Here is a 22,127-nt window from a genome sequence, read left to right as displayed (position 1 = left end):
CGTAAGCGCCCGCGATGGCTTAGAACAATCGCCGGGCGATGTACTTGTGCCCCTCGTGGGTTGGGTGGATGCCGTCCGTTCCGATGACGAAGTCAGCGTTCCCATCGTTCGTGAGGGCGCCAGCCTTTCCACTGCCGTAGATAATCCCGGCAAGGTCCACGAACTTACGTCCCTTGGCTTCTGTGCCCGCTTTGACGGCTGCGTTCTGTGCAGTGAACCCAGTCTTTGTCATGGTCCCAGTGACATAAACCTCCGGCACAGTCGCGCAGGCATCCAATGCGGACTCCACAGCCGCTTGAACGCCGGTGGCGGTCGGGTCATTCCGGGAGCCCATGAAGATGATTATGTCAGGGTTCATTGCCATGACCGCTGGGACGCGGGCGCCGAAGTGTGAAGTGGTTTCGCCTGCCGCCTGAGCCACCCATCCGGTGCCTCCGATGCCTGCAAGGATCACCTGATCGGCGCCCATCAGGTAGGCCAGTCGCAGCGCGTACGTCTCGGAGTATGTGGCGCCGTCTGGCGAAAATCCTGACCCGTTGGTGAAGGAGTCCCCAATGATCGCGATGCGCCGCTTCACGGCGTTCGCTGGTCGGATGACGCTGTGCCCGGTGGTTACTTACACGCCGCCGAAAGTGCCGTTCGGTGGGTTTAATGCGATGAACTGGATGCGCCGGAACCCTGTGGAGGGAAACGTCAGCCGCATCCGTGTCCACGAACCGGAGGCGGTCGTTGACGGCGTGCGGGTTTCCGCCACCCAGCGCCCGTTGACGAGGATGATTCCCTGATCGGGATTGGCGAAACCTGTGCGGGACTTCAATTGGATCACATCGGATGTGGTTTCGAATTCGACGGAGAACGGCCATGAGGCCGCCTGCGAGGCGCCACCCGGCTTGAGTTCTGTCTGCACGAACTGGGTAGGGGCCGCTGGTGTTGCGATGGCATTGGGAAAACCGAAGTACCGGAAGTGGGTGTCGCCGTCCATGTCCAGGTCGCCCGTCGAGACATTGCCCACGCGTTTAGGTGCAACGAGAGTGCCATACCCAGTGGCATCAAAAGTGATGGTCGGTATGTCAGCCGTCGGCGGTGGGGCGAAAGCGTCTGACACCAACGGTCCAGCATGCGCATCCCGATTACTTTGCCAGCAGGATCCGGGAGGCCGGCACGCGGGGCGAAGGTTGCTTTCAGCTCGGCGCGTGAAGTTGCGGGTACATCAAGGATGCCCATAGTTAGCTCACCCACAATCTGGGGGACGTTGGTGGCGGCGCCGTTGGCGTTCCGCGTGATGGCCGGCTGCCTGAAGGTCTTGGTAACCGGTGAGCCGTATGTGATGTTGTAGGCGTTGACCGCGCCAGTGGAATGCCTGGCGGTGATCGTCAGTGTTCCCGGCTTTCCATCCGGCCACAGCACGGCGGCGCTTGTTACCTGATCCGAGCCGTCCAATGCAACTGCCCCAGTGATCAGCAGATCAGGATTTTTGGCGGCCTGAGTGAGTCCGACATAAGTGGCATTATGCGCCATGAGTTGCGAATGAGCTAGATTGCGCCATACAAACTATCGGTGTGCTGTCTTCTTGAACCAACACGATCCGCCAACGTCTGAGGCGGCGGCAGCACCGCCGTCGTGTACGCTTCCTTACAGCTCCACTGCTGGACCTAAACTCGCCCGACCTCCCACGCCCTAACCCCATCGGCGATCTCCCCCGCGTGCGTGTGGTGGAGGTAGTGCTCGCCGGCGAGAGGCACCACCGTGCCGTCGGCGACGCTTGAGGCCTGGCGGCGGTGCAGCTCGAGCCATTCAGGGTTCTGCTTGTTCTCCGCCACAACGAACTGCAGCAGGGGTAGATCCTTCGGGAAGCTGGTTCCCAGGGCACGCTGGAAGTTCGTGGGAATGTGCGCCATCTCGTTGAGGTACGTGGGCGACATGGAATTCCGGTTGCTGAGCAGCTGCATCTGTTCACGGGCGTAGGGGGTGTAGGCGGGGTTGTCGTCCGCGGAGGTCAAAGCCGTGAGCAGTCGGAGCAGGCCAAGGTTCTTCGCCGCTGACATCAGGCCCGTAGGGAACTCCGTATCCATCCCGGGTTGGCCGGGTACAGAAGTGTCGATGCCAACGAACGCGCTCACTTCCTCCGGGTAGCGGTTGGCGTAGTCGATCCCGTAAAGCCCGGCAATCGAGTGTCCCATCAGGATGTAGCGTTTGACGCCCAGGGCCTGCAGTGCGCCATGGACTTCCTGGACGATGTTCTCGGTGGTCCGCTCGCGGTCAGTGCCGTCGCTCAGTCCATACCCCAGCGGTTCCACCACAATCACCCGGTGGTCCTGCGACAGATCCCTCACCAAGGGTGCGAAGTCCAGAACAGGCGACGCCGTTCCAAACCCGGGCAGCAGGACGACGTCTTTGAGTCCGCTGCCGGTCACGAGTACGTTGATCTTCCGGCCATCCACGTCCACCCGCTGACCGTACGACTCGATCCTGCTGTTCTCGGAGTTGCTCGCCACCACATTGACCACCGTGGTTGTGGCCAGTCCCGCTGCCAGAACCGCGACGACGACGGCGGCTGCCACGAGCAACTTCTTTACTGACCTTCTCAAGCATCCCTTTCCAGCACGCGCCGTGCGCCCTGTATCCAGCCTCGCGTTTCCCGGCCGGCAGCGCGTCACCCCAGGGTTCTGACTTGGGTACGCCGTTCGAGGTACGTGGAGACAGCCCTCAGGATGAGAAGTGGGATGGCGAGTCGATCTGCGTCCTCTCCGATGGGGGAAGGCAACGGCCGCTAGGGCGCTGAGCCCTCAGAGACATAACCAATTCCAGTGGAATGCCCATGTAAGACCTGCCTGTTGTTGGGCGCCAAAAGCTTGCTTCCACGCCATGGATGCTCTTCAACCGCACGCCCAAGGGGTATGCCCCACTGAGTTCCGGCAAATTGCCAAGTGCCTACCGGGTCGATTTCCCATACATACCGAACTACCGAACTGCCACTCCGCGGATCCCTAACCAACAGAGCAATCAAGACCTGCTTATCCGCCGCAAGAGCCTGGAGAGCAAGAACATTTTGAGCCGATATGGCCCACCACACAGAAGCACGTTCCCTTGCCTCCGCATCCGTCCACGGATTCGTCGGGTCCCAACCTCGCAGATTCCTGAGCTGCTCAGTTTCTCTGAAAATCTCCGACTGCGGCACAGGTCCCTGCTCGCCCGTCGACTCCTGCATGGGCTCAGCAATAGGAAGATGCGTTCCCTTCACTACAACAACAGCTCGACCTGCCCGCATCGGTTCGTAGTCCGCGAGACTAGCCACGGGTAGCTTCTCCACCACCTGCGGCAACGCATCAAAATAGATCCGGGCCTCATTCAGAGGGACAACTTGGGGCACATCTTGTCCACTGTGGCCAGACTGGAGGTTGAAGAGCTGAGGACCCATCGGGCCGCCCAGCATTTTGATAAGCGCACTCTCAACATTGAAGGCATCCTGTTCTGAAAGGCCGCCCACCAAGACATAAGCATGACGCTCGATGTTCTCCAAGCTGTCGTCCATTTCCAGAATTGAGCGAAGTAGCGCCTGCTTTGCAGTTCCTCGGAAGGCCTCCTGCGCCTCCTTGAAGTGGGCACGGCTGCGAAGGCCCTTGCCCTTACCGATGTAGAAGATGTCCTCCATGCGGAAGGCACCAGGCGTTCGGACCAGGGCATAAACATAGTGGACTCCCCGAGCAGTCGAGGTGTCTTCTATTTCTTTTGAATATTCGCTCATGGTCCATCGTTAGCACACAGGGCCTCAGATGTCGGCGAGATCGGGGCGGCAGCACCGCCGTCGTGATACTCAAGCTTTTTCGGCAGCGGCCTTCAGGTCGGCAGCAAACTGGGTAAAACTGTCATCAAAAGACGGGATCTTGTTGGCAAAGAGTGGAAAGACCGGGCCACCGATTTTCTCGACCATTTCGAACCGAGACCGGCCATCGTTGGTTTCCGTGATGGTGTACGTCCGGGTTCCCAGTGCGTCGCCCCACGCGAGCTTGGTGGGCGCTTGGAATTCCTTGACTTTCAGTTTGAACGTGCGGCTTGAGTCCAAAGTGGAGCCCAAAGCGATCTTGGAACCTGGGCCGATTTCACCATCAATGGAGACGACTGTCGAATTCCAGTTCGGGTAGTTCCTGGCGTCAGTCAACAACCCCCACACCGTGGACGGAGATGCGTCGATAGTAGTGGCGACCCGTGTTTCCCGGCTGAAAGTCTTGCTGGTAGTGGCGGCAATTCCATCGGATATTTCAGGCATGACTTCCGGCTCCTCTACGCGGGAATGCGGTGATAGTCATGATGCTACAGCTGCACTGCTACATTGAAACCCATGACTTGGGGTCCACAAAAGATCGGTGCCGTCATTGCTGTGGGCATTGTGCTGGGAAGCTGCTTGAGTGCTTGCGTCGGGTCGCAGCCGGGTGCCACCCCTCCCCCGCTGCCCACCTGCCAGCCCACCCAACCGTCGGCGCCCACGGACGGCATCCTGGCCGGCGTGAACCTCGACTGGGAACACGAGACCTTGGAGCAATACGCCAAGAATCTCGGCGAGCGCCCGGCAGTCACCGTGACCTTTACCGACTTCCCCATGGCGGACACCGACAAACGGAACGTGGACGCAGCATACGAGCAAATCCGCGCCAACGGCGGCACAATGCTCCTCACCCTTGAACCCAAGCAGGGACTGGCCACTGTCACGCCCGATGTCGCCGAAGAACTTGCATCGATGCTGGCACGCTTCAACAAGGCCGGAGTTCCCGTGATCGTCAGGTTCGCACATGAGATGAACGGCTCCTGGTACGCCTGGGGCCAGCAACCCACCGCCTACGTAACCGCTTATCAGCGCGTGGCCACCGCAATCCATGCGAAGGCTCCGGGCAGTGCCATGATGTGGGCGCCGAACTACGGGGGCGGGTACCCCTTCAGCGGCGGTAAATACGAAGCAGTGGCCGGAACGCCGGATTATGCGCTGCTGGACACGGACCAAGACGGCGAAGTCACCGGCTCTGATGACCCGTACGCCCCCTACTACCCCGGCGACGCAGCAGTGGACTGGGTTGGTATGTCCCTCTATCACTGGGGCAACACCTACCCTTGGGGCGCCAACGTCATTCCCGAGCCGGGGAAGTTCATCCAGCAGCTCACCGGCAATTACAACGGCGCCGGCGGGAATGACCTTGCCGTCCCCGACTTCTACACGGAGTACGGAGCCAAGCGGAACAAGCCCGTCGCCATCCCCGAAACTGCGGCGCTCACCACGGCTTCCGGAGTGGGGGCCAACCCCTTGGCCATCAAGGAAGCGTGGTGGGGCCAGCTCTTCGACCCCGCGATTCCACGGGACTACCCCGAACTGAAAATGATCAACTGGTTCGAGTGGGACAAGAACGAGGTAGAGGTCAAGGGCGTGGTGGACTGGACCTCGACAAAGGATCCCGAGGTGCGTGCCGCCTACACGTCAGCCTTGCCTGACTGGTTCAAGTTTGCAGCCGCACCCGCGGCCTGTGCACCTGCGGAAGACACGGGCTCCTGAGCCCAACGGACCCGTCAATCTAGCAGGGCAACACGGTTCACTCTCGCCAAGATAGGCCTACCATTGGCCCCATGGAGACCTTTGATCATGGGGAGCACATCCGCGGGCTGCACGAACTCGTAGCCGGCTCCGCGGACATCAAAGGGACCCTCGATGGCCTCACCGGATTCGCCGCAACTGCCATCAGCCACAGCATCGGGGTTGCCATCGATTGCGCGGTGACCCTTCGCCGTCGTAAGCGCACTGCAACTGTTGCCGGCAGCAGCGCGAAGGCGGTGGAGCTGGACAACCTCGAGCAGTCCATCGGGGAAGGCCCGTGCCTGGAAGCACTGGACAAAGGGCGGCCGGTTCTCCTTGCCGACGTCGAAACTGACACGAACTGGCCCGAATACAGCAAGCTCCTTGCCCAACACGGCTGCCGCAGTGCCCTTGGCGTGCCCCTGCTGCTGGGAGAAACGTCCGAGGCCGTGCTGAACTTCTTCGCCCCGGCGCCGGGCCTCTTCACTGACGATGTCATCAAGGAAGCAGCAGCATTCGCCGCCGTTGCCGGGAGCACCCTGCGCCTCGCCATCCGGATCGAGACCATGGAACAGCTCAATGCAGACCTCAAAGCTGCGATGGCCAGCAGGACCGCAATTGACTTGGCTTGTGGTGTGATCATGGCCCAAAGCCGCATCAGCCAAGACGAAGCATTCCGGCTTTTGACGCAGGCCTCCAGCCACCGCAACCAGAAGCTCCGCACGGTGGCCGAGGAAGTTGTGGAAAAGGTGGCCGGAAGCGCCGACGCCAAGATGAACTTCGAGGACTAGCCCGGGATTGCTTGCACCGCTTCCGTAAGCCAGGCCAAGGCCTCAGGCCGCGACCTGAAGAACCTGGTGGGGCACGGGATGTGGCTGGTTTGGAGCTGAAACTGGACCACGGTTCGGTCCACGGGGCTCTCGCCAAGCAGTGCAATCCTCGACGCGGCGCACGGTTCTTCGAAGATCTCCCGCGCCTGGTGACTCAAGAACGCCGTGGCAGCCATGTCCACCAGCAGCGGCAACGACCGGCCATGGGCAAGCTTATTGACGGCATCCATGGCCGCCCGGGCATTGCCGCCGTCGATGCTCACACCGTGGTTCCACACCAAATGCAGGAGTCCGTGCTCGAGACTAAGGACACTGTCGTCCAACTCGATCCGGTCCATCCTGCACCTCCTTGCGTCCTGCTGCGGCGTGGATCCACTGAACTCAGTAAAGGGCAATTGTCCGGCTTCCGCACGGGTAGCCTGTACTCACCTTTTGCCTATGACAACGAGCGAACTACCTGCCCGATTCCGCACATGAAGGAGCACAGTGAGTACCGACATCCCGTGGAACCGCGGCGAGTGGACCAACCAGCCAGCCGCCGTCGTCGAGCATGAAACAGACCTGCTGGTGACCGCAGCTGAAAGCAGCGACGCCTGGCGTGTCACCTCCTACGGTTTCGTGCACGACACCGAACACGCGCTGCTGGCCCCGTTTCCGCAGGACAGCGCCATGGAGGTTGAGTTCACCGCCGCGTTCTCGGAGCAGTTCGACCAGGCGGGGATTTTCGTTCGCGTCAGTGCCGAACATTGGGTCAAGGCGGGCGTGGAATTTGCCGACGGCGCCGCTCAATTGGGCGCGGTGGTCACCAACCGCTTCTCGGACTGGTCGCTGGCACCTGTCCCGGAGTGGAATGGTGGCCGGGTCCGCGTGCGCGTCAGCCGCTCCGGTGACGCCCTGACCATCCGCGCAGCCGCAGGGTCTGGCGAACTTCAGCTGGTCCGTGTGGTGCCTTTCGCACCTGAACTGACCGCATTTGCCGGGCCTCTCGTCTGCGCCCCCACGCGAGCTGGCCTGACCGTTCCCTTCCATTCGTGGCGCGCTTCTCCCCCGGACAGCCAGCTTCACTGACGCCTGACTTGCGGGGTGGGGACTTCATGAGATTATGGAGACTTCCGCAACTTGCCGTCGACGGCGGTTGCGAACCAGTCGGCTCCGTAACAGTCCTATGGGGGGCAAATCACGGTGGAAGATACTGCAAGTCTTTGGCGTACTGACCCTTCGACATTCCGCGACGTGGTGATCAACCGCGCCGCACTGGAAGCTGCACTGGAAGGCGACTGTCCACCTGTGGAGCGCGTGAGGTACCTGGGCCTGCTGCGACGTGACAGCCAAGCCCTGGACGAAGGCCTCAAGCTGCTGCCCGACTCCGACTCATCAGATCGCCGCGAGCTGCTCCTGGTCCTTGCCCAGATCTACCAACGGCAGTACCACTGGCACGACGCCGCAGTGCTTCACGAAAAGGCACTGCGGACTGTCCGTAACCCTGAAGAGGAAGCGTACGTACGCCACCACATTGGCCGTCGTCTCTTTGACGAAGCCCGCTTCCGGTCCGCGGCCGACGAGTTCCAATGGGCCGCTGACCTCTACCGCGTCGCCGGCCAACTGGAAGCCGTGGAAGAAAACCGCCAAGCCATGCGCCGGGCGCTGCAGGTGCACAGTGGCGAGCGAAACGGCGGACGGCCGGCGTACGAACTGTCCTGATTCCCAGGGGCACACTGAGATTGTTATGTCGTTCCGGTGTACGCAGGGCCACTATTGGATGTACAGAGTCCTGCGATTGAATCGGAGGCGTCATGATCCAGACCCTGCTTTGCAAACTGAATATTCGCCACCAATGGCATACCGAGCACGCCGACGACGGAACCCGGTATGTACGTTGCCGTCATTGCGGCAAGGATGACGACGAACGCAGCACAGGAATCCACGGCGACTTCAGCTCGTGGGGAGGCCCAACGGGAGGGGGCGGCGGCTAGGGAAACTCAGGGTTTCTTTTGGCGACCAACCCTTGACGGAGCACTTGCATTTTGCAAGTATGGGCCGCATGAGCCTCTTTATCACCTGCCCCGTTGAGAGCGTTGAACGCTCCACTGCCTTCTACACCGCCCTTGGCTGGACCCTCAACGCCAAGATGTCAGACCACAACGTCTCATGCTTCGAGATCGCGCCCGAGCAGTACGTCATGCTGGGAAGCCGCGAGATGTACGCGAGCGTAGGCGGTTTCGAGGAACTGGTCGGCGGACCCGACACGCCGTCGAAAGTCACCGTATCCTTCGACCTCGGAAGCCGCGAGGCGGTCGACGAAATCACCGAACGCGCCGGATCTGCCGGCGGCCGGATCGGCGACACCGACGACTACCCCTTCATGTACCAGCGACAATTCGATGACCCCGACGGCTACCACTACTCGCCTTTCTGGATGAAGCCGGAAACCGAACCGACCGCGTGAGCGACCTCGCCGCGGCACTCGACAAAGTCGGAGCACGCTGGGCCCTGCTCATCGTGGAACGACTGCTCGACGGGCCACAGCGGTACGGCGATCTGCAGCGCGACCTCGGCGTGCCCACCAACATTCTCGCAACCAGGCTGCGTGAGCTCGAGGCTGCCGGCGTCCTGTCCCGCCTGCCCCTCAAGCACAACACCCGCGCCTATGCGCTGACCGAACGCGGGCTCGCGTTGCGCGAGGCGATTGAGGCGCTCGCGCGCTGGGCCGACGCCGAGTAACCCCCGCCCACCAGCGCATACGTGAGCTGAACAACTCCCCCCGGGCTGCAATTCATGTAATGTAATAAGCAACCTGATCATTAGCGACAAGGCCGGGGGTGCCTGAATGCCTGATATGGAACGTTGGCCGACCAGCCGGTTGCTGTCCACTGCGGCACGGCTGGTGGAACTTGCTTGGAACGAGAAACTACGCCCACTGGGACTGACCTATCCGGCGGTCCTGACACTCGACGCCGTTGCTTCCGCGGGGCCAATCGCGCCCGGGAAACTTGCCCAGAACATCCGCGTCCAGGCCCAGACCATCGGGCCGCTTCTCACGAGGCTCGAATTACGGGGCTTCGTTGTCCGGGAAGCCAACCGCTTCGACCGCCGCGGCCAGCTGGTCTCGATCACCGCCCGGGGCAAGGAGCTGCTGGAGCAATCGCACGGCCTGGAGAATGCAGTACTGGAAAACGTCAATTTGGACTCCGAAACCTTGCGCAAGGAACTGATGGCAATCGTGCGGGAAACCGAGATCGGCTAGGCCAAGTGGCAGCCCACGTGGACGTGAGTCGCCCAACAAGGCAGTATGGAGTTATCCGCTGATGAAGTCCGGCGTCCACAGGAGAACTCTCTCCAAATCCCGGGCCAGCGAACCAGAGCGATGCCCGGACAAGCAAAAAAGGGCATCATGACTCAACTCAACATAGGCGACAGCCTCCCCGTAGACCTTCTCAGCTTCCAGGCATCAGAATGCCTGGTATCCACCGGCCCACCCGAGTCCGAGGACGTCTGCGTCCTCGACGCCGGGCACACAGGAAACCACCTTGCTGCGGGTGCAGACATGGTGGTCCGGGCCGTCTGGAGCTAAGGCAATAGACGCACCAAGGGCAAGCGATCCCGTCCGGGACGCTTGCCCTTGGCATTTAACTCAGGTGCCGCAGAACGTCCGGTAGGGACCAAAGCTCTCCGGCGCCGGAGTCGCGAACTTCTCCAAACCAGGGCGTTCAACGAAAGGTGAAGCGAGCGCCTCAAGCAGTGCCGCCGTCGGGCCTGTGTCGCCGGCCGTCGCAGCGTCAAGGGCTTCTTCCACCAGGTGATTGCGCGGAATGTAGATGGGATTCACCCGGTCCATGGCATCAGCATCCGGCCCCACAGCCCGCCACCGCTGCAGCCAGTCATCGAAGGCAGGGAGGTCAAGAACCGCGCCTCGGACGGGTTCCGCGTTGCCCCGGGCAGCCTTGCTGAGGTTACGGAAGAACGAGGTGTAATCGGCGCGGGCCTCCTTCACCAACTCAAGGAGGTCATCCACCAAAGGCGACGCACCGGCGTCGTCCATCCCCTCAGGCAGCCCAAGCTTGGCCTGCATGCCGCTGAACCAGGCTGCGCTGTACTGCTGACGGAAGCCGCCCAGCGCCTCCACCGCGAGCGCCACCGCTTGCTCCTCATCCTCGTGGATCAGTGGCGCCAGCGACTCGGCGAACCGGGCGAGGTTCCACTCGGCCACCAGCGGCTGGTTGCGGTAGGCGTAGCGGCCCTGCTCATCGATGGAGCTGTAGACCGCCCCGGGATCGAAACCGTCGATGAAGGCGCACGGACCGTAATCGATGGTTTCGCCGGACACCGTCATGTTGTCCGTGTTCATCACGCCGTGGACGAATCCGACCAGCATCCACTGGGCCACGAGCCGCGCCTGGACCGCTATGACGTTCTTGAGGAGGGCGAGATACGGGTTCTCTTCAGTGCTCGACGACGGGTGGTGGCGTTCGATTGCATGGTCGGCAAGGCGGCGCAGCAGTTCGATGTCGTTGCTGGCCCTCACGTACTGGAAGCTGCCGACCCGGATGTGGCTGCTGGCCACGCGGGTGAGGACCGCGCCTGGCAGGACCGTCTCGCGCGGGACGGATCGGCCAGTGGCAACGACCGCCAAGGACCTGGTGGTGGGAATGTTCAGGGCGTGCATCGCCTCGCTAACGATGTACTCGCGCAGCATGGGCCCGACGACGGCCCGGCCATCACCGTTCCGCGCGAACGGTGTCCGGCCGGAACCCTTCAGGTGGATATCGCGCAGCTTCCCGTCAGCACCGGCAACCTCACCCAGAAGGAGAGCCCGCCCATCGCCCAACCGCGGCGAATACCAGCCGAACTGGTGGCCCGCATAACCCTGCGCAACAGGGGTTGCAGTCTCCGGGAGGTCATTGCCGATCAGCAGCCGCACACCCTCCGGGCTCCGCAGGAAGTCAGGATCAAAACCAAGTTCGACGGCGAGTGGCTGGTTGAGCAGCAGGAGCTGAGGATCCGGGGCCTCCTCCGCGCGCCACGGAATGGCCAGCTCGGGGAAGTCGCGGGCGAACTGACCCTCGAAGGCGATGGTGGATTCGGCGGAGTGGCTCATCAATTAAGGATAGGGCGGTTTTGGGTGGGGGTGGTAAGGCTGCTTAGGGACACGGGCTGCATGAGTTGGGGCTTCGCGGGTTATTCTTCAAGCCGAATACCAAGAAAACAGGGGGAAACCATGACGACTGCAACAGACTCCACTGAGATCGAAATTCAAAGAAGGCTCGGCCGGTCATACAAGAAGACGTCGATCATCCTGGGCGTCATTGGGTTGTTCATCCTGGGCATTCCGTTGGGAATCGCGGCCTTTATCTTTGCCCGCAAGGCGGAGGTCCAGGGAGTCAAAGCTACCCCCGGGATCGTGCTGGCGGTGCTGGACATTGTGCTGGCGATTTTCATGCTGGTAGTGATGCGGCCGTTCAACATTTAGGGGCGGACGGACCTTCCGTTCGGCTGCCGTCTGCTGACACACCTTCCTGCGTCCAGCAGAACGACTGGTGGCCTGCCTAGCATTAGGCACCAACGACTCTTGGGGGAATCAATGAATTTAAGTCCAGCCTTCGGAATCATCGGCATTCTGTACGTTGTCTTCGCAATCGCGGTAACCGTCCTGGCTTTGTATGCCTTGGTCTTGACCATCATCTTCTTAAGGCTGCGGATCGCTGAGCTGAAGAGGGCAGCGCGATCAGAGGATGGCTGAGAGTTTCCCTAAAGAGGCGACCCAAAAGGCTGCACAACATGACTATGGCGACTCGATGGCTGGTATGACACAGGGAGATCTACGCATGAAGAAGCCATTGTTTGTTTTCCTTTTTGCGGCCGGAGTTACCGCTGCTGGTGTGCCTGCCGCGTGGTTGGTGCTCTCGGTTCTCGGAAAAGGAAATTCAAGTCTGGTGGTCTTGGCTGTGACTGCCCTCGTTGGAATTGGTGGAGGCGCCTTCATGGGCGCCAGGCTCTGGGAAGATCGGCAGGTTCTTCGACAGCGTGCAGCGCAGGAGAACGAAGAAGAGTAGGACCTAGTCCGCCGTCTCATAGGCCCTGACCCTCACGTTGGTTACAAGAATTGAGATCTGGCTGCGCGTCCGGGGGTCAGCTGAGCTGCGCGAGGAGGCGACGCTCGACGCGCTCCATGACCCCCAGGAATGTAGTTTCGTCGCTGTAGGCGCGGGTAAGGATTAGTCCACCCTGGATCACCGCAACGGCGTCCAATGCGTTCGCATGAGCGTCCCGGGGGCTGAGCCCGCCGCGCTGAAGCAGTTCGGTCAACGCGTCGACCCAATCCGCGAAATATGTCCTGACCTCGCCGGCGAACGTCTCCTTCTCTTCACCGAGTGTCATTGCGGCGAACAGGCAGACGTTCTCGCGGGTAGCGAAGTAGTCAGAGACCGCCTTCGTCATCGCAGAGACCGCTTCGGCGGCGTCAGTTGAGGAGCGAAGCGGTGCGAAAACCTCATCCTCGAACCAGTCGCTCACCTGGTCAAGAACCGCCCTGGCCATGTCTGTTTTCCCATCCGGGAAGAAGTGGTACAGACTGCCCCGCCCGATGCCGGCTTCCTGCTGGATTACAGACAGCGAGCTGCTCTCAAACCCTCGCCGGCGGAAAACACCGGCGAGGGCGCGGACGGCATCCGAGCGTTCAAGAAGGGTGCGTGGCATTACAGTCCGAGTTCGCTCAGGCCAGGGTGATCCGCAGGACGGGGTCCGGAGGTGTCCCAGAAGAACTTACGCTCGGCCTCGTCAATGGCCAGGTCGTTAATGCTCGCGTGCCGGTGCGTCATGAGTCCATCCTTGTCGAAGTGCCAGTTCTCGTTGCCGTAAGCGCGGAACCACTGGCCTGTGGAGTCATGGTACTCGTACGCGAAGCGGACGGCGATGACGTCATCCGTGTAGGCCCACAGCTCCTTGATGAGCCGATAGTCGAGCTCGCGCTCCCACTTATCGGCGAGAAACTCGACGATAGCGGCCCGACCCTGCACAAACGTCGAGCGATTACGCCACCAGCTGTCCTCGCTGTACGCGAGGGAAATGCGCTCAGGGTCCCGGGTGTTCCAGCCATCCTCAGCTGCACGGACCTTCTGAATAGCGGTCTCTTCGGTGTACGGAGGGAAAGGGGGACGAGACATGACGGATCTCCTTCGGAAGATTCAAGTTGTACCACTTGGTACAGCTTGTACTAAACGGTACAAGCTTGGGGAAACTGTCGTCAATCCCTTGGGGCAAGTTGACGACGGCGGCCCGCGGGTCTGAGACGGCCCGCACCTGAGGCGCGGCCGCCCTGCGGAGTCAGCCGGCCGCCGTCGTATGCCACCTGGCGGCCGGACTGGTTCACCACCTAGATGAGCCGGTCCAGGACTAAGTGTTGGTGCTTCCACCACCTAATTTGGTGCGAATGGGACTAGGTGTGGGCTCTTTGAGCACCTAGACCGTGTTTTCCGTGCTTACGGTTTGGCCCAATCGAGTACTTCGTTTTGGGGGAGAATCCATGGCCGTTGAACACCTGCCTGCCCGTGCGCCCGCAACATCGACCACTGGCACCGCCTCATGAGCGTGGATTTCACCGATGTCTGCACCTCTACTGCGGGGCCGTCGGGGATCAGCATGGACGGGTTGCCTCCCCTGCCGGACCCCGAGGCCCTGGACACCCAGGCCCGTGCCCTGGCCACCTCCGGTGAAGCGGTCCATTCCGGGATCAATGACGCCGCGCGGTCCTGGGCCGGGCTTTCCGGCGCTTACGAAGCCCCCGAAGCCGGGCAAGTCCTGGCCGGTTTCGGGCCGGTGTTCACCCAATCCCGCGACCTGGCCGCCCTGACCGGGAAAGCCGCGACCACCCTGGCCGCGTACGCGGACCGGGCCCGGGAACTGAAACAACGCATCAACACCCTCCGCGCCGACATCCAGGCGCTGGACGCCACCATCCTGGCCAACGATGACTGGCAATCAAACCTGAACATCGTCGACCGGCACCGCGAGACCATGGACAAAGCCAGCGCCCTGGCCCAAGCCATCCTCGACTCCGACGCGGCCTGCGCCACCGAACTCAGCGCCCTGACCTGCGGGCAAAGCTACACCGCCGCGAGGATCCCACGGTCCAACCTCAACAACTCCACCGACCTGCTCTCCAACGCGTTCAACCACGTCCAGCACTTCTTCGGAACCGACGAGAAACTCCCCGACCTGCCGTGGGGACCACCGAACGTGTCCCTGCGCCTGGGAGGCCTCGGATCAGCGGGCCAAGGATTCGTCAGCGCCCTGATCGGCGCCGGCCAGGGCCTGCACACCCTTCTGGGCACCACCGACCGCAACAAGCAAGTCCTCGCCTGGCACAGCCTGTTCGCGCTCGGCGGTGCTGTCCTGACCACCAAAAACGTCATCGCAAGCGGCGGCAAAAACATGACCGCCCAGGACGCCCAAGCCCTGCAAACCACCGCCGGACTGGCCAAAGAAACCATCCACTACGACGAATGGGGCACCGACCCGTGGCACGCCGCGGGCGCCACGACCTTCGACGTCGCCTCACTCCTCGCGGGCGGCACCGGCGCGGGCCTCAAAGCAGGGTCCATCAGCAGCAAAGCCGCCGCTGCCGGCGAGAAGGCCCTCGTCCTGTCCAAAAGCGCGGCAGAACTCACCGGCGCCGCCCGCGCAGCCCTTGGCGAAACCACCGCAGCGGTCACCGCGAAGCTGGCCAAAGCCCGTACCGCCCTCTGGAACAACGGCATCGGAGCCGCCCTCGAAAAGCTCGACACCGGACTCGCCAAACTCAACCAAACCCTCGACGGACCACAACCCGCCCACGCCGGAATACCCCACCAAACCCCCACACCAGCGGCAGAAACCCCGTGGCTGGCCAAGGTCGACGAGACTAGCGCAGCAGGCGCCAAGGCCCAGCCAGCCCCAGAACCCGTCCCCAGCATCTTCGACCACACCCTCGGAGACCACTCCCTCCCCGGACGCCACCCCGACCTCCAACCAACCATCGGCGACACCGACGGAGGACCGGGTACCTGGGCTGAACCGGGGGGAAGAAACGACAAAGGCGTCCCGGACCAAATATTCGGAACCGGTGTCACGGCCACTGGCCCGAAGGGCTACCTTCTCGAATATGTTGTGGACTACATCAAGTCAGATGGTTCAGTCGGAAAGGTTGAATTCGACGGACACCTGTGGCGCGGGCACCCGCCTGTGGAAGTATTCCAAGAAGTTAAGGGCAACTACGACCTTCTATTTAAAGGAGTCTATGACGGTCTCTATCTTCGGGACCAGGCCGTTACAACGGCAATCAACGACTGGGTCCAGAATACTGCCCGACGTCAGATCCAAGTGCTGGAGGCGAAGGCTCCGGGTGCCCACCTCGAATGGCTTTTCACTCAGAACAAGGAACTTGCCCTGATGATGGAAAAAGCCGTGACACGGTACCTCGAACGTAACCGCGTTAGTGTCACAGTAGACGTGACGTTCGCTCCAAGGGAGGGCTAATTTTGATTCAACATAAGGAGGGCGACGTGGCAGGCACCGTTTCGACAGATCTCTTCGACTCAGCTTTGGATGATATCGATCTCGACTTGCAATTGGGTGGGCGGGAGGCGTCCCCTCGGGATGTCGCGGCAAGAATTTTAGCAACATTCCCGATCCTCGAACGGCTCGATACACGTCCAATAGAGTGGGTTGGGCTCCCCCAGCCCGGTCAGCAGTTTCCCGGGAAAGTCTATGTGGAGCAGGATATCGAGCAGCTGGAACGGCTTGTTGCTGCCGGGGCACGGAAGGATGACGCTGGGAACTTTCACCCAAGCTGGGGCTATTTCGTGCAACTCATTTCCTACGTCAGAGGTACCCAACGGCGTTCAAGCCCCTTTCACGCCGCCATCAGTGACGGAACGCACGACGGGCCTTCCAGCGATTCGTTCACGTTGACGTTTGAGAACGCGCAAATTCTCGGTCGGGACGCCCTCGTGAGCTGTTTTGCTTCTTTGGTGGAGGTCTGGCGGCCCACCCACGGCGGCATCTTCGGTTACGAAGTAAGCCGGCGGAGGCGCACGGAACAAAACTGGTACCCGCCTATAGGCGCTCTAACGTTCACAGCAACAGGCAGTGGCTACAACCTTCCGGATGACGACCTCGTTGACCTGCATCAGCTGCCACATGGGGTGCTGGCCGTACTCAAGGAATGGTCCTTGGAAGCCGTCCTTACGTACGGCGAAGCGTTCAGGGCCGTCAACATTGGCATGCCACGCAGCGACGCCTACAGCGGGAAGAAGTGAGCATAAGCTCCGACTAGCTCAACTACCTGCCACTAGGACGATGACATAGATGATTGCCGAAGAATACGATGCGATAGGTAGTGCTGCAGCTGGCTTGTTCGATCCCGCTCTAAAGCGAATTTCTCTTGGGCTCCAGTTGGGTGGACGTGAGGCGGGTCCGGACGACATCGCGGCGAGGTTAATGTCCACCCTTGAGGTCCTGGAGGGCTTGGATAGGCGCCCGATGGAATGGCTTCATGTCAACTATTCCGACCAGCGGCTTGGCCGTGACAACACTCTACCCCGCACCCACAGGGAGTTGGCACTGAGCGTGGAGGACGGAGCCCGTAAATATGATGCGGGCCATTTCAGCCCAAGCTGGGGTTATTACATACTAGTACTCGGTTTTCTCGCGGGAAGTGCCCGACGTGTATGCCCATTCCAGATCTCGGCGAGCGACGGTGAGCAAGATGTAAAATCCAGTGACCCCCTGTCCCTCAGATTTGACGAAGCGGTGGTCTCCGGGCGTGAGGTCCTCGTTGATTCCGTGGCAGCACTCATAGACCTCTGGAAACCCACCCGTGGCGGTATCTCGTGCTCTGCAATAACCAAGAAAAACCGGGATCAGCCCGTCTGGTATCCACCAGTCGGAGTGCTTACCTACTTTGCCCACGACGCCGGCTATGTCCTCCCGGAAGACCCCTTGGTTGATCTGCGTCCGCTGAGGGGAGGCAACCTGGCAGTCCTGAAGACATGGAGCCTGGAAGCCGTTCAGGAGTACGAGGCCGCCTTCAGGAAGGTCAATGCAGGCATCCCGAACGGCCGCGCGTCGGGCTGAGTTCGCGCCGGCGATGACAGTAAAAAGGGGCACCACCCGGCGTCTTCGCATGAATCGGCAAGAAGTTCTTCGATCCTAGCGAGACTGTCGAGTGGATCCAGGAGTTCACTGACCGGCGGAACCCTGCAGCGCGGACTTGAAATCACGGGCAGTCGTATGACGTCCCTGAATGCCGAGCGACGACCCTAGACCCTTCGTCGAAAACAACTTGGATGGCAAGTATGCCTTCCAGTCAGCATGAATCTATGACGAAAAGCCTGAGTGGGATTTCCCCGTCGGTAGCGCTGCCTACGTCCGGGATCAGGAAAAGAACCCCGCTGTGAGGATATGATTCCAGATTGGCTAAAGCAGAAATTGCAGGAGGGTGGCGCACAAACTAGTGGCTTGAATTTGAAATCAAAGTCTTGATATATCTGGCATCTTGTGCGTCACCGCCGCCAGCACGTATTCTCCGTGGAGCCGGAATCATCGACCCCTCTAAAGTTCATACCAATGAAAGGCTAGACCAATGGGTTACGACGAGGGCAATACACTGCGAGAGGACGGTCATACGATCTTTGATCCAGCCTTGGGCTCGCTGAGTCTCAGGCTCCAGTTGGGCATAAGGGCCGATTCGGCACATGAGATTGCTGCGACAATCCTTGCCTGCGTTTCGGTCCTGGAGCGGCTCGATCCAAGGCCTATGGAATGGATCACTGTCACCCGAACTGCTCCGGCCACCGCGGGCGGAGACACTCTACCCCGAAACATTGATGAAGCAACTTCCCTAGTGAAATCCGGGGCCCGCAAGGATGATGCGGGAAAATTCTATCAGGGGTCAGGTTACTTCCTTCAGTTAATCTCTTTTCTAAAAGGGAGTAAGCGCAGTGTAAGCCCCTTTCATTTATCGATTGGTGATGGAGCGAGTGACTCCCCTTCCAGCAACTCTCTGAAACTCACCTTCAGGCAGGCGACGATTCCGAACAGGGAAGCCCTAGTAGACTGCTTGGTGTTTCTCTTCGACCTCTGGCACCCCGAGAGGGGTGGCCTCTTCAGCTCCGCAATATCCAAGAAAAACCGGGACCAGCCCACCTGGTATCCACCAGTTGGGGTTGTCACCTACTTTGCCAACGAGGCTGTCTACGTCCTCCCGGAAGGCCCCCTTGTCGACCTGCGCCCGCTACGAGGGGGAACATTGGCGGTCCTGAAGAACTGGACTTTGGACGCTGTTCAAAAATACGAAACCGCACTCCGAGCACTCAACACAGGCATATCGAACGACCGAACTACCGGATAGGTTCGATAAGGCGAAAAATCGGGTCGCAGTAACATTCATACAGGCCAAAATCGGCTGCGTGAAGCGGACCCTCATGGAATGACCACCTGCTCGTCGACCCGCTCAGTAAACGGCGGCTCATCCGGACACGCAACCGATGCCATGACCGGACCTTCGGCTTTTGCCGTGTATCGCACACAGACGTTGACAGTTCGCTGCTCAGCCCACAAACCCCCGCTGGTGGTTAAGTGTTCGCGATAGTACCGGTCAGCGTAAAAGTTTCCATCTGCGTCCCAACCGAACGAGTATGCGATGCGATTCGTCCCAGTTCCTCGATGCTGGGCCGGGCACATGAGGACAGAGCCAACAGGAAGATCATTGCGCAGCAAAGCGTCCAGCCACGTCTCATTCATTCCCCCAAAACTTACAAAAACCCAGCCTAACCCCGGGCAAGCACAAGCGGCCGGTGACGCGACCGCCGTCGGACGCTGCCGCCGTCGACCCTGTGTCGCTAATCAGGCTCCGATGGCGCTGATGGCGTAGTGGGCGATGCGGAGAAGGTCCTCTTTACTGGCGCCGTCGCGGGCTTGCTGGCTCATTCCCTGCAGCGTCGCTCCAACAAAACCAGCCATGGCATGGGTGTCCGTGTCCGGGGGGATCCTGCCGGCGTCACGGTCGCGGATAAGTACTTCCGCCATGGCCATGATGTTGTCGTTGCGCATTTTGGCCAGACGCTCTGCGACGTGGCGGTTCGCGGAGGTCACTGCGACGGCGGGCCAAGGATTCGTCAGCTCCCTGATCGGTGCCGGCCAAGGCCTGCACACACTCCTTGGCACCACCTACCGCAACAAGCAAGCCATGGCCTGGCACAGCCTGTTCGCGCTCGGCGGTGCTGTCCTGACCACCAAAAACGTCATCGCAAGCGGCGGCAAAGACATGACCGCCAACGACGTCCAAGCCCTGCAAACCACTACCAGCCTTATCAAAGAAACCATCCACTACGACGAATGGGGCACCGACCCGTGGCACGCCGCGGGCGCCACCACATTCGATGTCGCCTCCATGCTGGTCGGAGGGGGATCAGGCGCGGGCCTCAAAGCAGGGTCCATCAGCAGCAAAGCCGCCGCTGCAGGCGAAAGGAGGAGCACTCCAAGTGCTGGTTCGTGATGCAACGGGCGTCGAGGTGCCGGTCCTTGAGCTATTGCGCAGAGGAGTTTTGTTAAAATGAGTATCATATGGATTTCTTAGAAGCTCTTGTTGCACGCATCATGAAATTTGCCGGGGACACCGGTATCGGGGTGAGTTCCAACCCCTCGGACAAAACTTGGTTCTTGACCATGGGTGATGTTCGTCAGCACCTCAAGATTCGCAATGGAGCCTTCGTTTTGGGCGTCTCCCATAGAGGCCAGCCTGAAAATGATGTCTTCGTAACATCACTGGCATCAAACATGGAGAAGTATCTCCTCTACCAGATTTGTATGAATGCACGCTTCTCCAAGAATCTACCGCTGCTCCTTACTGTGCCGATTCCCGTCACTCGCGAAAAAGTTGCACCCGGCTTTGTGTTAACAGGCCATGGCCGAAACTCGCAGCTGATTGACCAGCACACTGGCGCCATAAGCTTTGGAAATGATGTGGATCTGGTCGAATTCTCACACTATGCCGCATTGACACCCGATGATCTAGTTGAAGCGTGCTTGGCGCCGCATGGGAAGAGCCCATTTTTTGTCGAAGATAGTAATATTTGAGTCCAATTTAAAAAAGGATCCTTTGCCCACATGTGGAACAGCTATCCGCCAAATGACGGTGCCGTCAGCGCGAGCCGTCGCGAGACAAGAGACCTATTGCAATTCAGGTACGAATTCGGCCACGTTCTCGACCGAGTTGGATTCGAGGACGGTTCACACCTCTATGCACTCAACGGCGGTGAGCCATACAGCTTCGAAGCTCGTTCGCTCCCGGTCAGTGATCTCGAATTACCTTACTCACGGTACCGGCTAGCCGACGCCTGGCCCGAAGGCGCGGATGGTTGGATAGTAGAAACCTGCGTCGTGGCACCCCATTTCGGACGAAGCGGGGGCGCGGTCCAAGTACTTTTCTTCGATGACAGGCGTTCCCTCCTGACCGTGGAAGAACTCATAAAGTCAGGAGTCTTGATCTATGAGCAATGACATAAAACCCATGATTGATCGATTGCTGGAAACGATCAACGCCGCCGGCTATTCGATCGTTACATCACAAGATGGCTCATGGTGCCTGTACTCCCTCGGCGGAGAAGTCAAGATCTACCTTCGGCAGGCAGAGGAACCGATTCATCGTGAGCCGAGCAGAACGATCACGGGAAGAAGACGTATTCTTCACGTCTCAATCCATCGTCGATATCGAGCTGGCACTCCTCTATTGTTTCACCAATCTCTTCCGCCGTCGTGAGCACCAGCCGTACCTCATTCCCACACCTGTACCTATAGGTCCCCACAAGGCAGCGCCAGGCTTTACCGTCTCGCAATCACCGGACGGCACATGGCTGCTGCAATCCACGGCCGACACCCCCGAACGGACCGGTAGGATGATCACCCTCGTTGAATTTTCCTATTTCGCCCATATGCGGCCATACGACCTGTGGAGGGCCATGAATCTGCAGGAAGACTCCCCCTTCCAACCGCTAACCTAGCGTCCGCACGACAACGACAACACGGAACCAGCGCTCTGACGAGGACATAGATGACTGCCGAAAAAGATGGTGCGATGGTTGCGGGCAACTTCAGCTCAAACCTGGGCAAGGATGACAGACGGGCACAACTTCGTGAGTATCTGAATGACGCCCGGGAAGCAATCTTGTGGAAATGCGAGGGTCTGAGTGATGCCCAGGCGCGTACTCCCCTGACTCCAACAGGCACCCATGTCATGGGCTTGCTGCTCCACCTGGCCGTCACCGAATCCCAATACTTCATTTCGTGTCTTGGACGGGAGATTGAGAACGCAGTCATAAGGCACGTTATCGAAGCCGATGATGCTCAGGCAGACTTCCTCCCGCCGCCGGGTATGACGCTTGCCGATGCGGTAAAAATCTATCGCGAGACGATCGACGCGGCCGATGCGGTGCTCGACGAAGTTGAGCTGAATTCACCGGCCGTAGTGGAGTGGTGGATAAAGCACCGGAACACTACGGTGGAACGCCTTTTGGTACACATGATCGCCGAATCCCACCGTCACGCCGGACACCTGGACATCGTTCGCGAGCAGTTGGACGGTTTCGTAGGCCTGCGTCCGTCCGCACCTAATATTCCCGACCTCACTCCGGGTCAGTGGGAAGAGCAGCAGCTACGTCTGCAAGAGCTGGCCGACGGGGAATAGACACTCCAGGACTGGCGGAGTT

30 protein-coding genes are annotated in these 22,127 nt (G+C 60.3%); 20 read left to right on the top strand and 10 right to left on the bottom strand.

Annotation, left to right across the window (positions count from 1 at the left end; genetic code table 11):
* Nucleotides 1-19 precede the first annotated feature (19 nt).
* The 5 genes from ACFUOZ_RS06100 to ACFUOZ_RS06080 all read right to left on the bottom strand — a co-directional run bounded on the left by ACFUOZ_RS06100 (nucleotide 20) and on the right by ACFUOZ_RS06080 (nucleotide 4,267).
* On the bottom strand, nucleotides 20-577 hold the full coding sequence (locus ACFUOZ_RS06100; RefSeq protein ID WP_377545786.1) for an SGNH/GDSL hydrolase family protein: 558 nt from the start codon (nucleotides 575-577) through the stop codon (nucleotides 20-22).
* 39 nt (nucleotides 578-616) lie between these two features.
* Nucleotides 617-1,105: a hypothetical protein gene (locus ACFUOZ_RS06095; RefSeq protein WP_377545784.1), complete on the bottom strand. Its 489-nt coding sequence runs from the start codon at nucleotides 1,103-1,105 to the stop codon at nucleotides 617-619.
* Between the two features lie 547 nt (nucleotides 1,106-1,652).
* A complete protein-coding gene (locus ACFUOZ_RS06090; protein ID WP_377545782.1) occupies nucleotides 1,653-2,561 on the bottom strand; it encodes an alpha/beta fold hydrolase in 909 nt (302 codons plus the stop codon).
* 209 nt (nucleotides 2,562-2,770) lie between these two features.
* Entirely contained in the window at nucleotides 2,771-3,745 is a 975-nt protein-coding gene (locus ACFUOZ_RS06085; RefSeq protein ID WP_377545780.1) for a hypothetical protein, read from the bottom strand.
* Between the two features lie 69 nt (nucleotides 3,746-3,814).
* Nucleotides 3,815-4,267, bottom strand: coding sequence for an SRPBCC domain-containing protein (locus ACFUOZ_RS06080; protein WP_377545778.1), 453 nt, complete (start codon nucleotides 4,265-4,267; stop codon nucleotides 3,815-3,817).
* A gap of 72 nt (nucleotides 4,268-4,339) precedes the next feature.
* Here ACFUOZ_RS06080 and ACFUOZ_RS06075 point away from each other — a divergent pair, with 72 nt between their 5' ends.
* Together ACFUOZ_RS06075 and ACFUOZ_RS06070 are read left to right on the top strand one after the other, a co-directional pair.
* On the top strand, nucleotides 4,340-5,539 hold the full coding sequence (locus tag ACFUOZ_RS06075; protein ID WP_377545776.1) for a glycoside hydrolase family 26 protein: 1,200 nt from the start codon (nucleotides 4,340-4,342) through the stop codon (nucleotides 5,537-5,539).
* 71 nt (nucleotides 5,540-5,610) lie between these two features.
* The gene (locus ACFUOZ_RS06070; protein WP_377545774.1) at nucleotides 5,611-6,348 is read left to right on the top strand and encodes a GAF and ANTAR domain-containing protein; all 738 of its coding nucleotides are present in this window, start codon (nucleotides 5,611-5,613) and stop codon (nucleotides 6,346-6,348) included.
* Here ACFUOZ_RS06070 and ACFUOZ_RS06065 read toward each other — a convergent pair.
* Nucleotides 6,345-6,725: an STAS/SEC14 domain-containing protein gene (locus ACFUOZ_RS06065; RefSeq protein ID WP_377545772.1), complete on the bottom strand. Its 381-nt coding sequence runs from the start codon at nucleotides 6,723-6,725 to the stop codon at nucleotides 6,345-6,347. The genes ACFUOZ_RS06070 and ACFUOZ_RS06065 overlap by 4 nt on opposite strands.
* Nucleotides 6,726-6,873: 148 nt before the next feature.
* Here ACFUOZ_RS06065 and ACFUOZ_RS06060 point away from each other — a divergent pair, with 148 nt between their 5' ends.
* The 6 genes from ACFUOZ_RS06060 to ACFUOZ_RS06035 all read left to right on the top strand — a co-directional run bounded on the left by ACFUOZ_RS06060 (nucleotide 6,874) and on the right by ACFUOZ_RS06035 (nucleotide 9,958).
* Entirely contained in the window at nucleotides 6,874-7,455 is a 582-nt protein-coding gene (locus ACFUOZ_RS06060) for a DUF1349 domain-containing protein (protein WP_377545770.1), read from the top strand.
* 165 nt (nucleotides 7,456-7,620) lie between these two features.
* Complete coding sequence (locus tag ACFUOZ_RS06055; RefSeq protein WP_377545768.1) at nucleotides 7,621-8,088, top strand: hypothetical protein; 468 nt, start codon at nucleotides 7,621-7,623, stop codon at nucleotides 8,086-8,088.
* Between the two features lie 340 nt (nucleotides 8,089-8,428).
* Nucleotides 8,429-8,833 carry a VOC family protein gene (locus tag ACFUOZ_RS06050; protein WP_377545766.1) on the top strand — a complete coding sequence of 135 codons (405 nt, stop codon included), beginning with the start codon at nucleotides 8,429-8,431 and terminating at the stop codon, nucleotides 8,831-8,833.
* Nucleotides 8,830-9,108, top strand: coding sequence for a winged helix-turn-helix transcriptional regulator (locus tag ACFUOZ_RS06045; RefSeq protein WP_377545764.1), 279 nt, complete (start codon nucleotides 8,830-8,832; stop codon nucleotides 9,106-9,108). The genes ACFUOZ_RS06050 and ACFUOZ_RS06045 overlap by 4 nt, the downstream gene beginning before the upstream one ends.
* Before the next feature lie 115 nt (nucleotides 9,109-9,223).
* Nucleotides 9,224-9,631 (top strand): MarR family winged helix-turn-helix transcriptional regulator, encoded by a 408-nt coding sequence (locus ACFUOZ_RS06040; protein ID WP_377545762.1) that lies wholly within the window; start codon nucleotides 9,224-9,226, stop codon nucleotides 9,629-9,631.
* Nucleotides 9,632-9,778: 147 nt separating this feature from the next.
* Nucleotides 9,779-9,958: a hypothetical protein gene (locus ACFUOZ_RS06035; protein ID WP_377545760.1), complete on the top strand. Its 180-nt coding sequence runs from the start codon at nucleotides 9,779-9,781 to the stop codon at nucleotides 9,956-9,958.
* Nucleotides 9,959-10,018: 60 nt separating this feature from the next.
* On the opposite strand, the gene ACFUOZ_RS06030 is transcribed toward ACFUOZ_RS06035, so the two are convergent.
* Entirely contained in the window at nucleotides 10,019-11,482 is a 1,464-nt protein-coding gene (locus tag ACFUOZ_RS06030; RefSeq protein ID WP_377545758.1) for a YdiU family protein, read from the bottom strand.
* 120 nt (nucleotides 11,483-11,602) lie between these two features.
* Between ACFUOZ_RS06030 and ACFUOZ_RS06025 the strand changes: the two genes are divergently transcribed.
* From ACFUOZ_RS06025 to ACFUOZ_RS06015, 3 genes are all read left to right on the top strand, one after another.
* Complete coding sequence (locus ACFUOZ_RS06025) at nucleotides 11,603-11,854, top strand: hypothetical protein (RefSeq protein ID WP_377545756.1); 252 nt, start codon at nucleotides 11,603-11,605, stop codon at nucleotides 11,852-11,854.
* Nucleotides 11,855-11,965: 111 nt separating this feature from the next.
* The gene (locus ACFUOZ_RS06020) at nucleotides 11,966-12,124 is read left to right on the top strand and encodes a hypothetical protein (RefSeq protein WP_377545754.1); all 159 of its coding nucleotides are present in this window, start codon (nucleotides 11,966-11,968) and stop codon (nucleotides 12,122-12,124) included.
* Nucleotides 12,117-12,437, top strand: coding sequence for a hypothetical protein (locus tag ACFUOZ_RS06015; RefSeq protein WP_377545752.1), 321 nt, complete (start codon nucleotides 12,117-12,119; stop codon nucleotides 12,435-12,437). Before ACFUOZ_RS06020 ends, ACFUOZ_RS06015 begins: the two co-directional genes overlap by 8 nt.
* A gap of 76 nt (nucleotides 12,438-12,513) precedes the next feature.
* Here the strand turns inward: ACFUOZ_RS06015 and ACFUOZ_RS06010 are convergent, their stop codons facing one another.
* Nucleotides 12,514-13,080: a TetR/AcrR family transcriptional regulator gene (locus ACFUOZ_RS06010; protein ID WP_377545750.1), complete on the bottom strand. Its 567-nt coding sequence runs from the start codon at nucleotides 13,078-13,080 to the stop codon at nucleotides 12,514-12,516.
* Nucleotides 13,080-13,547 carry a nuclear transport factor 2 family protein gene (locus tag ACFUOZ_RS06005; protein WP_262275810.1) on the bottom strand — a complete coding sequence of 156 codons (468 nt, stop codon included), beginning with the start codon at nucleotides 13,545-13,547 and terminating at the stop codon, nucleotides 13,080-13,082. Before ACFUOZ_RS06005 ends, ACFUOZ_RS06010 begins: the two co-directional genes overlap by 1 nt.
* A 418-nt stretch (nucleotides 13,548-13,965) precedes the next feature.
* On the opposite strand from ACFUOZ_RS06005, the gene ACFUOZ_RS06000 reads away from it, so the two are divergent.
* From ACFUOZ_RS06000 to ACFUOZ_RS05985, 4 genes are all read left to right on the top strand, one after another.
* Nucleotides 13,966-15,897, top strand: a complete 1,932-nt coding sequence (locus ACFUOZ_RS06000; protein WP_377545748.1) for a hypothetical protein — start codon at nucleotides 13,966-13,968, stop codon at nucleotides 15,895-15,897.
* A 233-nt stretch (nucleotides 15,898-16,130) separates the two neighbouring features.
* Nucleotides 16,131-16,679, top strand: a complete 549-nt coding sequence (locus ACFUOZ_RS05995) for a hypothetical protein (protein ID WP_377545746.1) — start codon at nucleotides 16,131-16,133, stop codon at nucleotides 16,677-16,679.
* A 49-nt stretch (nucleotides 16,680-16,728) separates the two neighbouring features.
* On the top strand, nucleotides 16,729-17,496 hold the full coding sequence (locus ACFUOZ_RS05990; protein ID WP_377545744.1) for a hypothetical protein: 768 nt from the start codon (nucleotides 16,729-16,731) through the stop codon (nucleotides 17,494-17,496).
* Nucleotides 17,497-18,004: 508 nt separating this feature from the next.
* Nucleotides 18,005-18,772, top strand: coding sequence for a hypothetical protein (locus ACFUOZ_RS05985; protein ID WP_377545742.1), 768 nt, complete (start codon nucleotides 18,005-18,007; stop codon nucleotides 18,770-18,772).
* A 494-nt stretch (nucleotides 18,773-19,266) separates the two neighbouring features.
* Here ACFUOZ_RS05985 and ACFUOZ_RS05980 read toward each other — a convergent pair whose 3' ends face one another.
* Nucleotides 19,267-19,449 (bottom strand): hypothetical protein, encoded by a 183-nt coding sequence (locus tag ACFUOZ_RS05980; protein WP_377545740.1) that lies wholly within the window; start codon nucleotides 19,447-19,449, stop codon nucleotides 19,267-19,269.
* On the opposite strand from ACFUOZ_RS05980, the gene ACFUOZ_RS05975 reads away from it, so the two are divergent.
* From ACFUOZ_RS05975 to ACFUOZ_RS05955, 5 genes are all read left to right on the top strand, one after another.
* Entirely contained in the window at nucleotides 19,448-19,918 is a 471-nt protein-coding gene (locus tag ACFUOZ_RS05975) for a hypothetical protein (protein WP_377545738.1), read from the top strand. The genes ACFUOZ_RS05980 and ACFUOZ_RS05975 overlap by 2 nt on opposite strands.
* 68 nt (nucleotides 19,919-19,986) lie before the next feature.
* Complete coding sequence (locus tag ACFUOZ_RS05970) at nucleotides 19,987-20,499, top strand: Imm61 family immunity protein (RefSeq protein ID WP_377545736.1); 513 nt, start codon at nucleotides 19,987-19,989, stop codon at nucleotides 20,497-20,499.
* A 30-nt stretch (nucleotides 20,500-20,529) separates the two neighbouring features.
* Nucleotides 20,530-20,922 carry a TNT domain-containing protein gene (locus ACFUOZ_RS05965; protein WP_377545734.1) on the top strand — a complete coding sequence of 131 codons (393 nt, stop codon included), beginning with the start codon at nucleotides 20,530-20,532 and terminating at the stop codon, nucleotides 20,920-20,922.
* A gap of 146 nt (nucleotides 20,923-21,068) precedes the next feature.
* Complete coding sequence (locus tag ACFUOZ_RS05960) at nucleotides 21,069-21,422, top strand: hypothetical protein (RefSeq protein ID WP_377545732.1); 354 nt, start codon at nucleotides 21,069-21,071, stop codon at nucleotides 21,420-21,422.
* A 50-nt stretch (nucleotides 21,423-21,472) separates the two neighbouring features.
* Nucleotides 21,473-22,105: a DinB family protein gene (locus ACFUOZ_RS05955; RefSeq protein ID WP_377545730.1), complete on the top strand. Its 633-nt coding sequence runs from the start codon at nucleotides 21,473-21,475 to the stop codon at nucleotides 22,103-22,105.
* Nucleotides 22,106-22,127 lie beyond the last annotated feature (22 nt).

Source organism: Paenarthrobacter sp. NPDC057355 (genome assembly GCF_042667405.1).
GTDB lineage: Bacteria > Actinomycetota > Actinomycetes > Actinomycetales > Micrococcaceae > Arthrobacter.
Note: the sequence above shows the minus strand (reverse complement) of the source record. Positions and strands in the feature narration are given on the sequence as shown.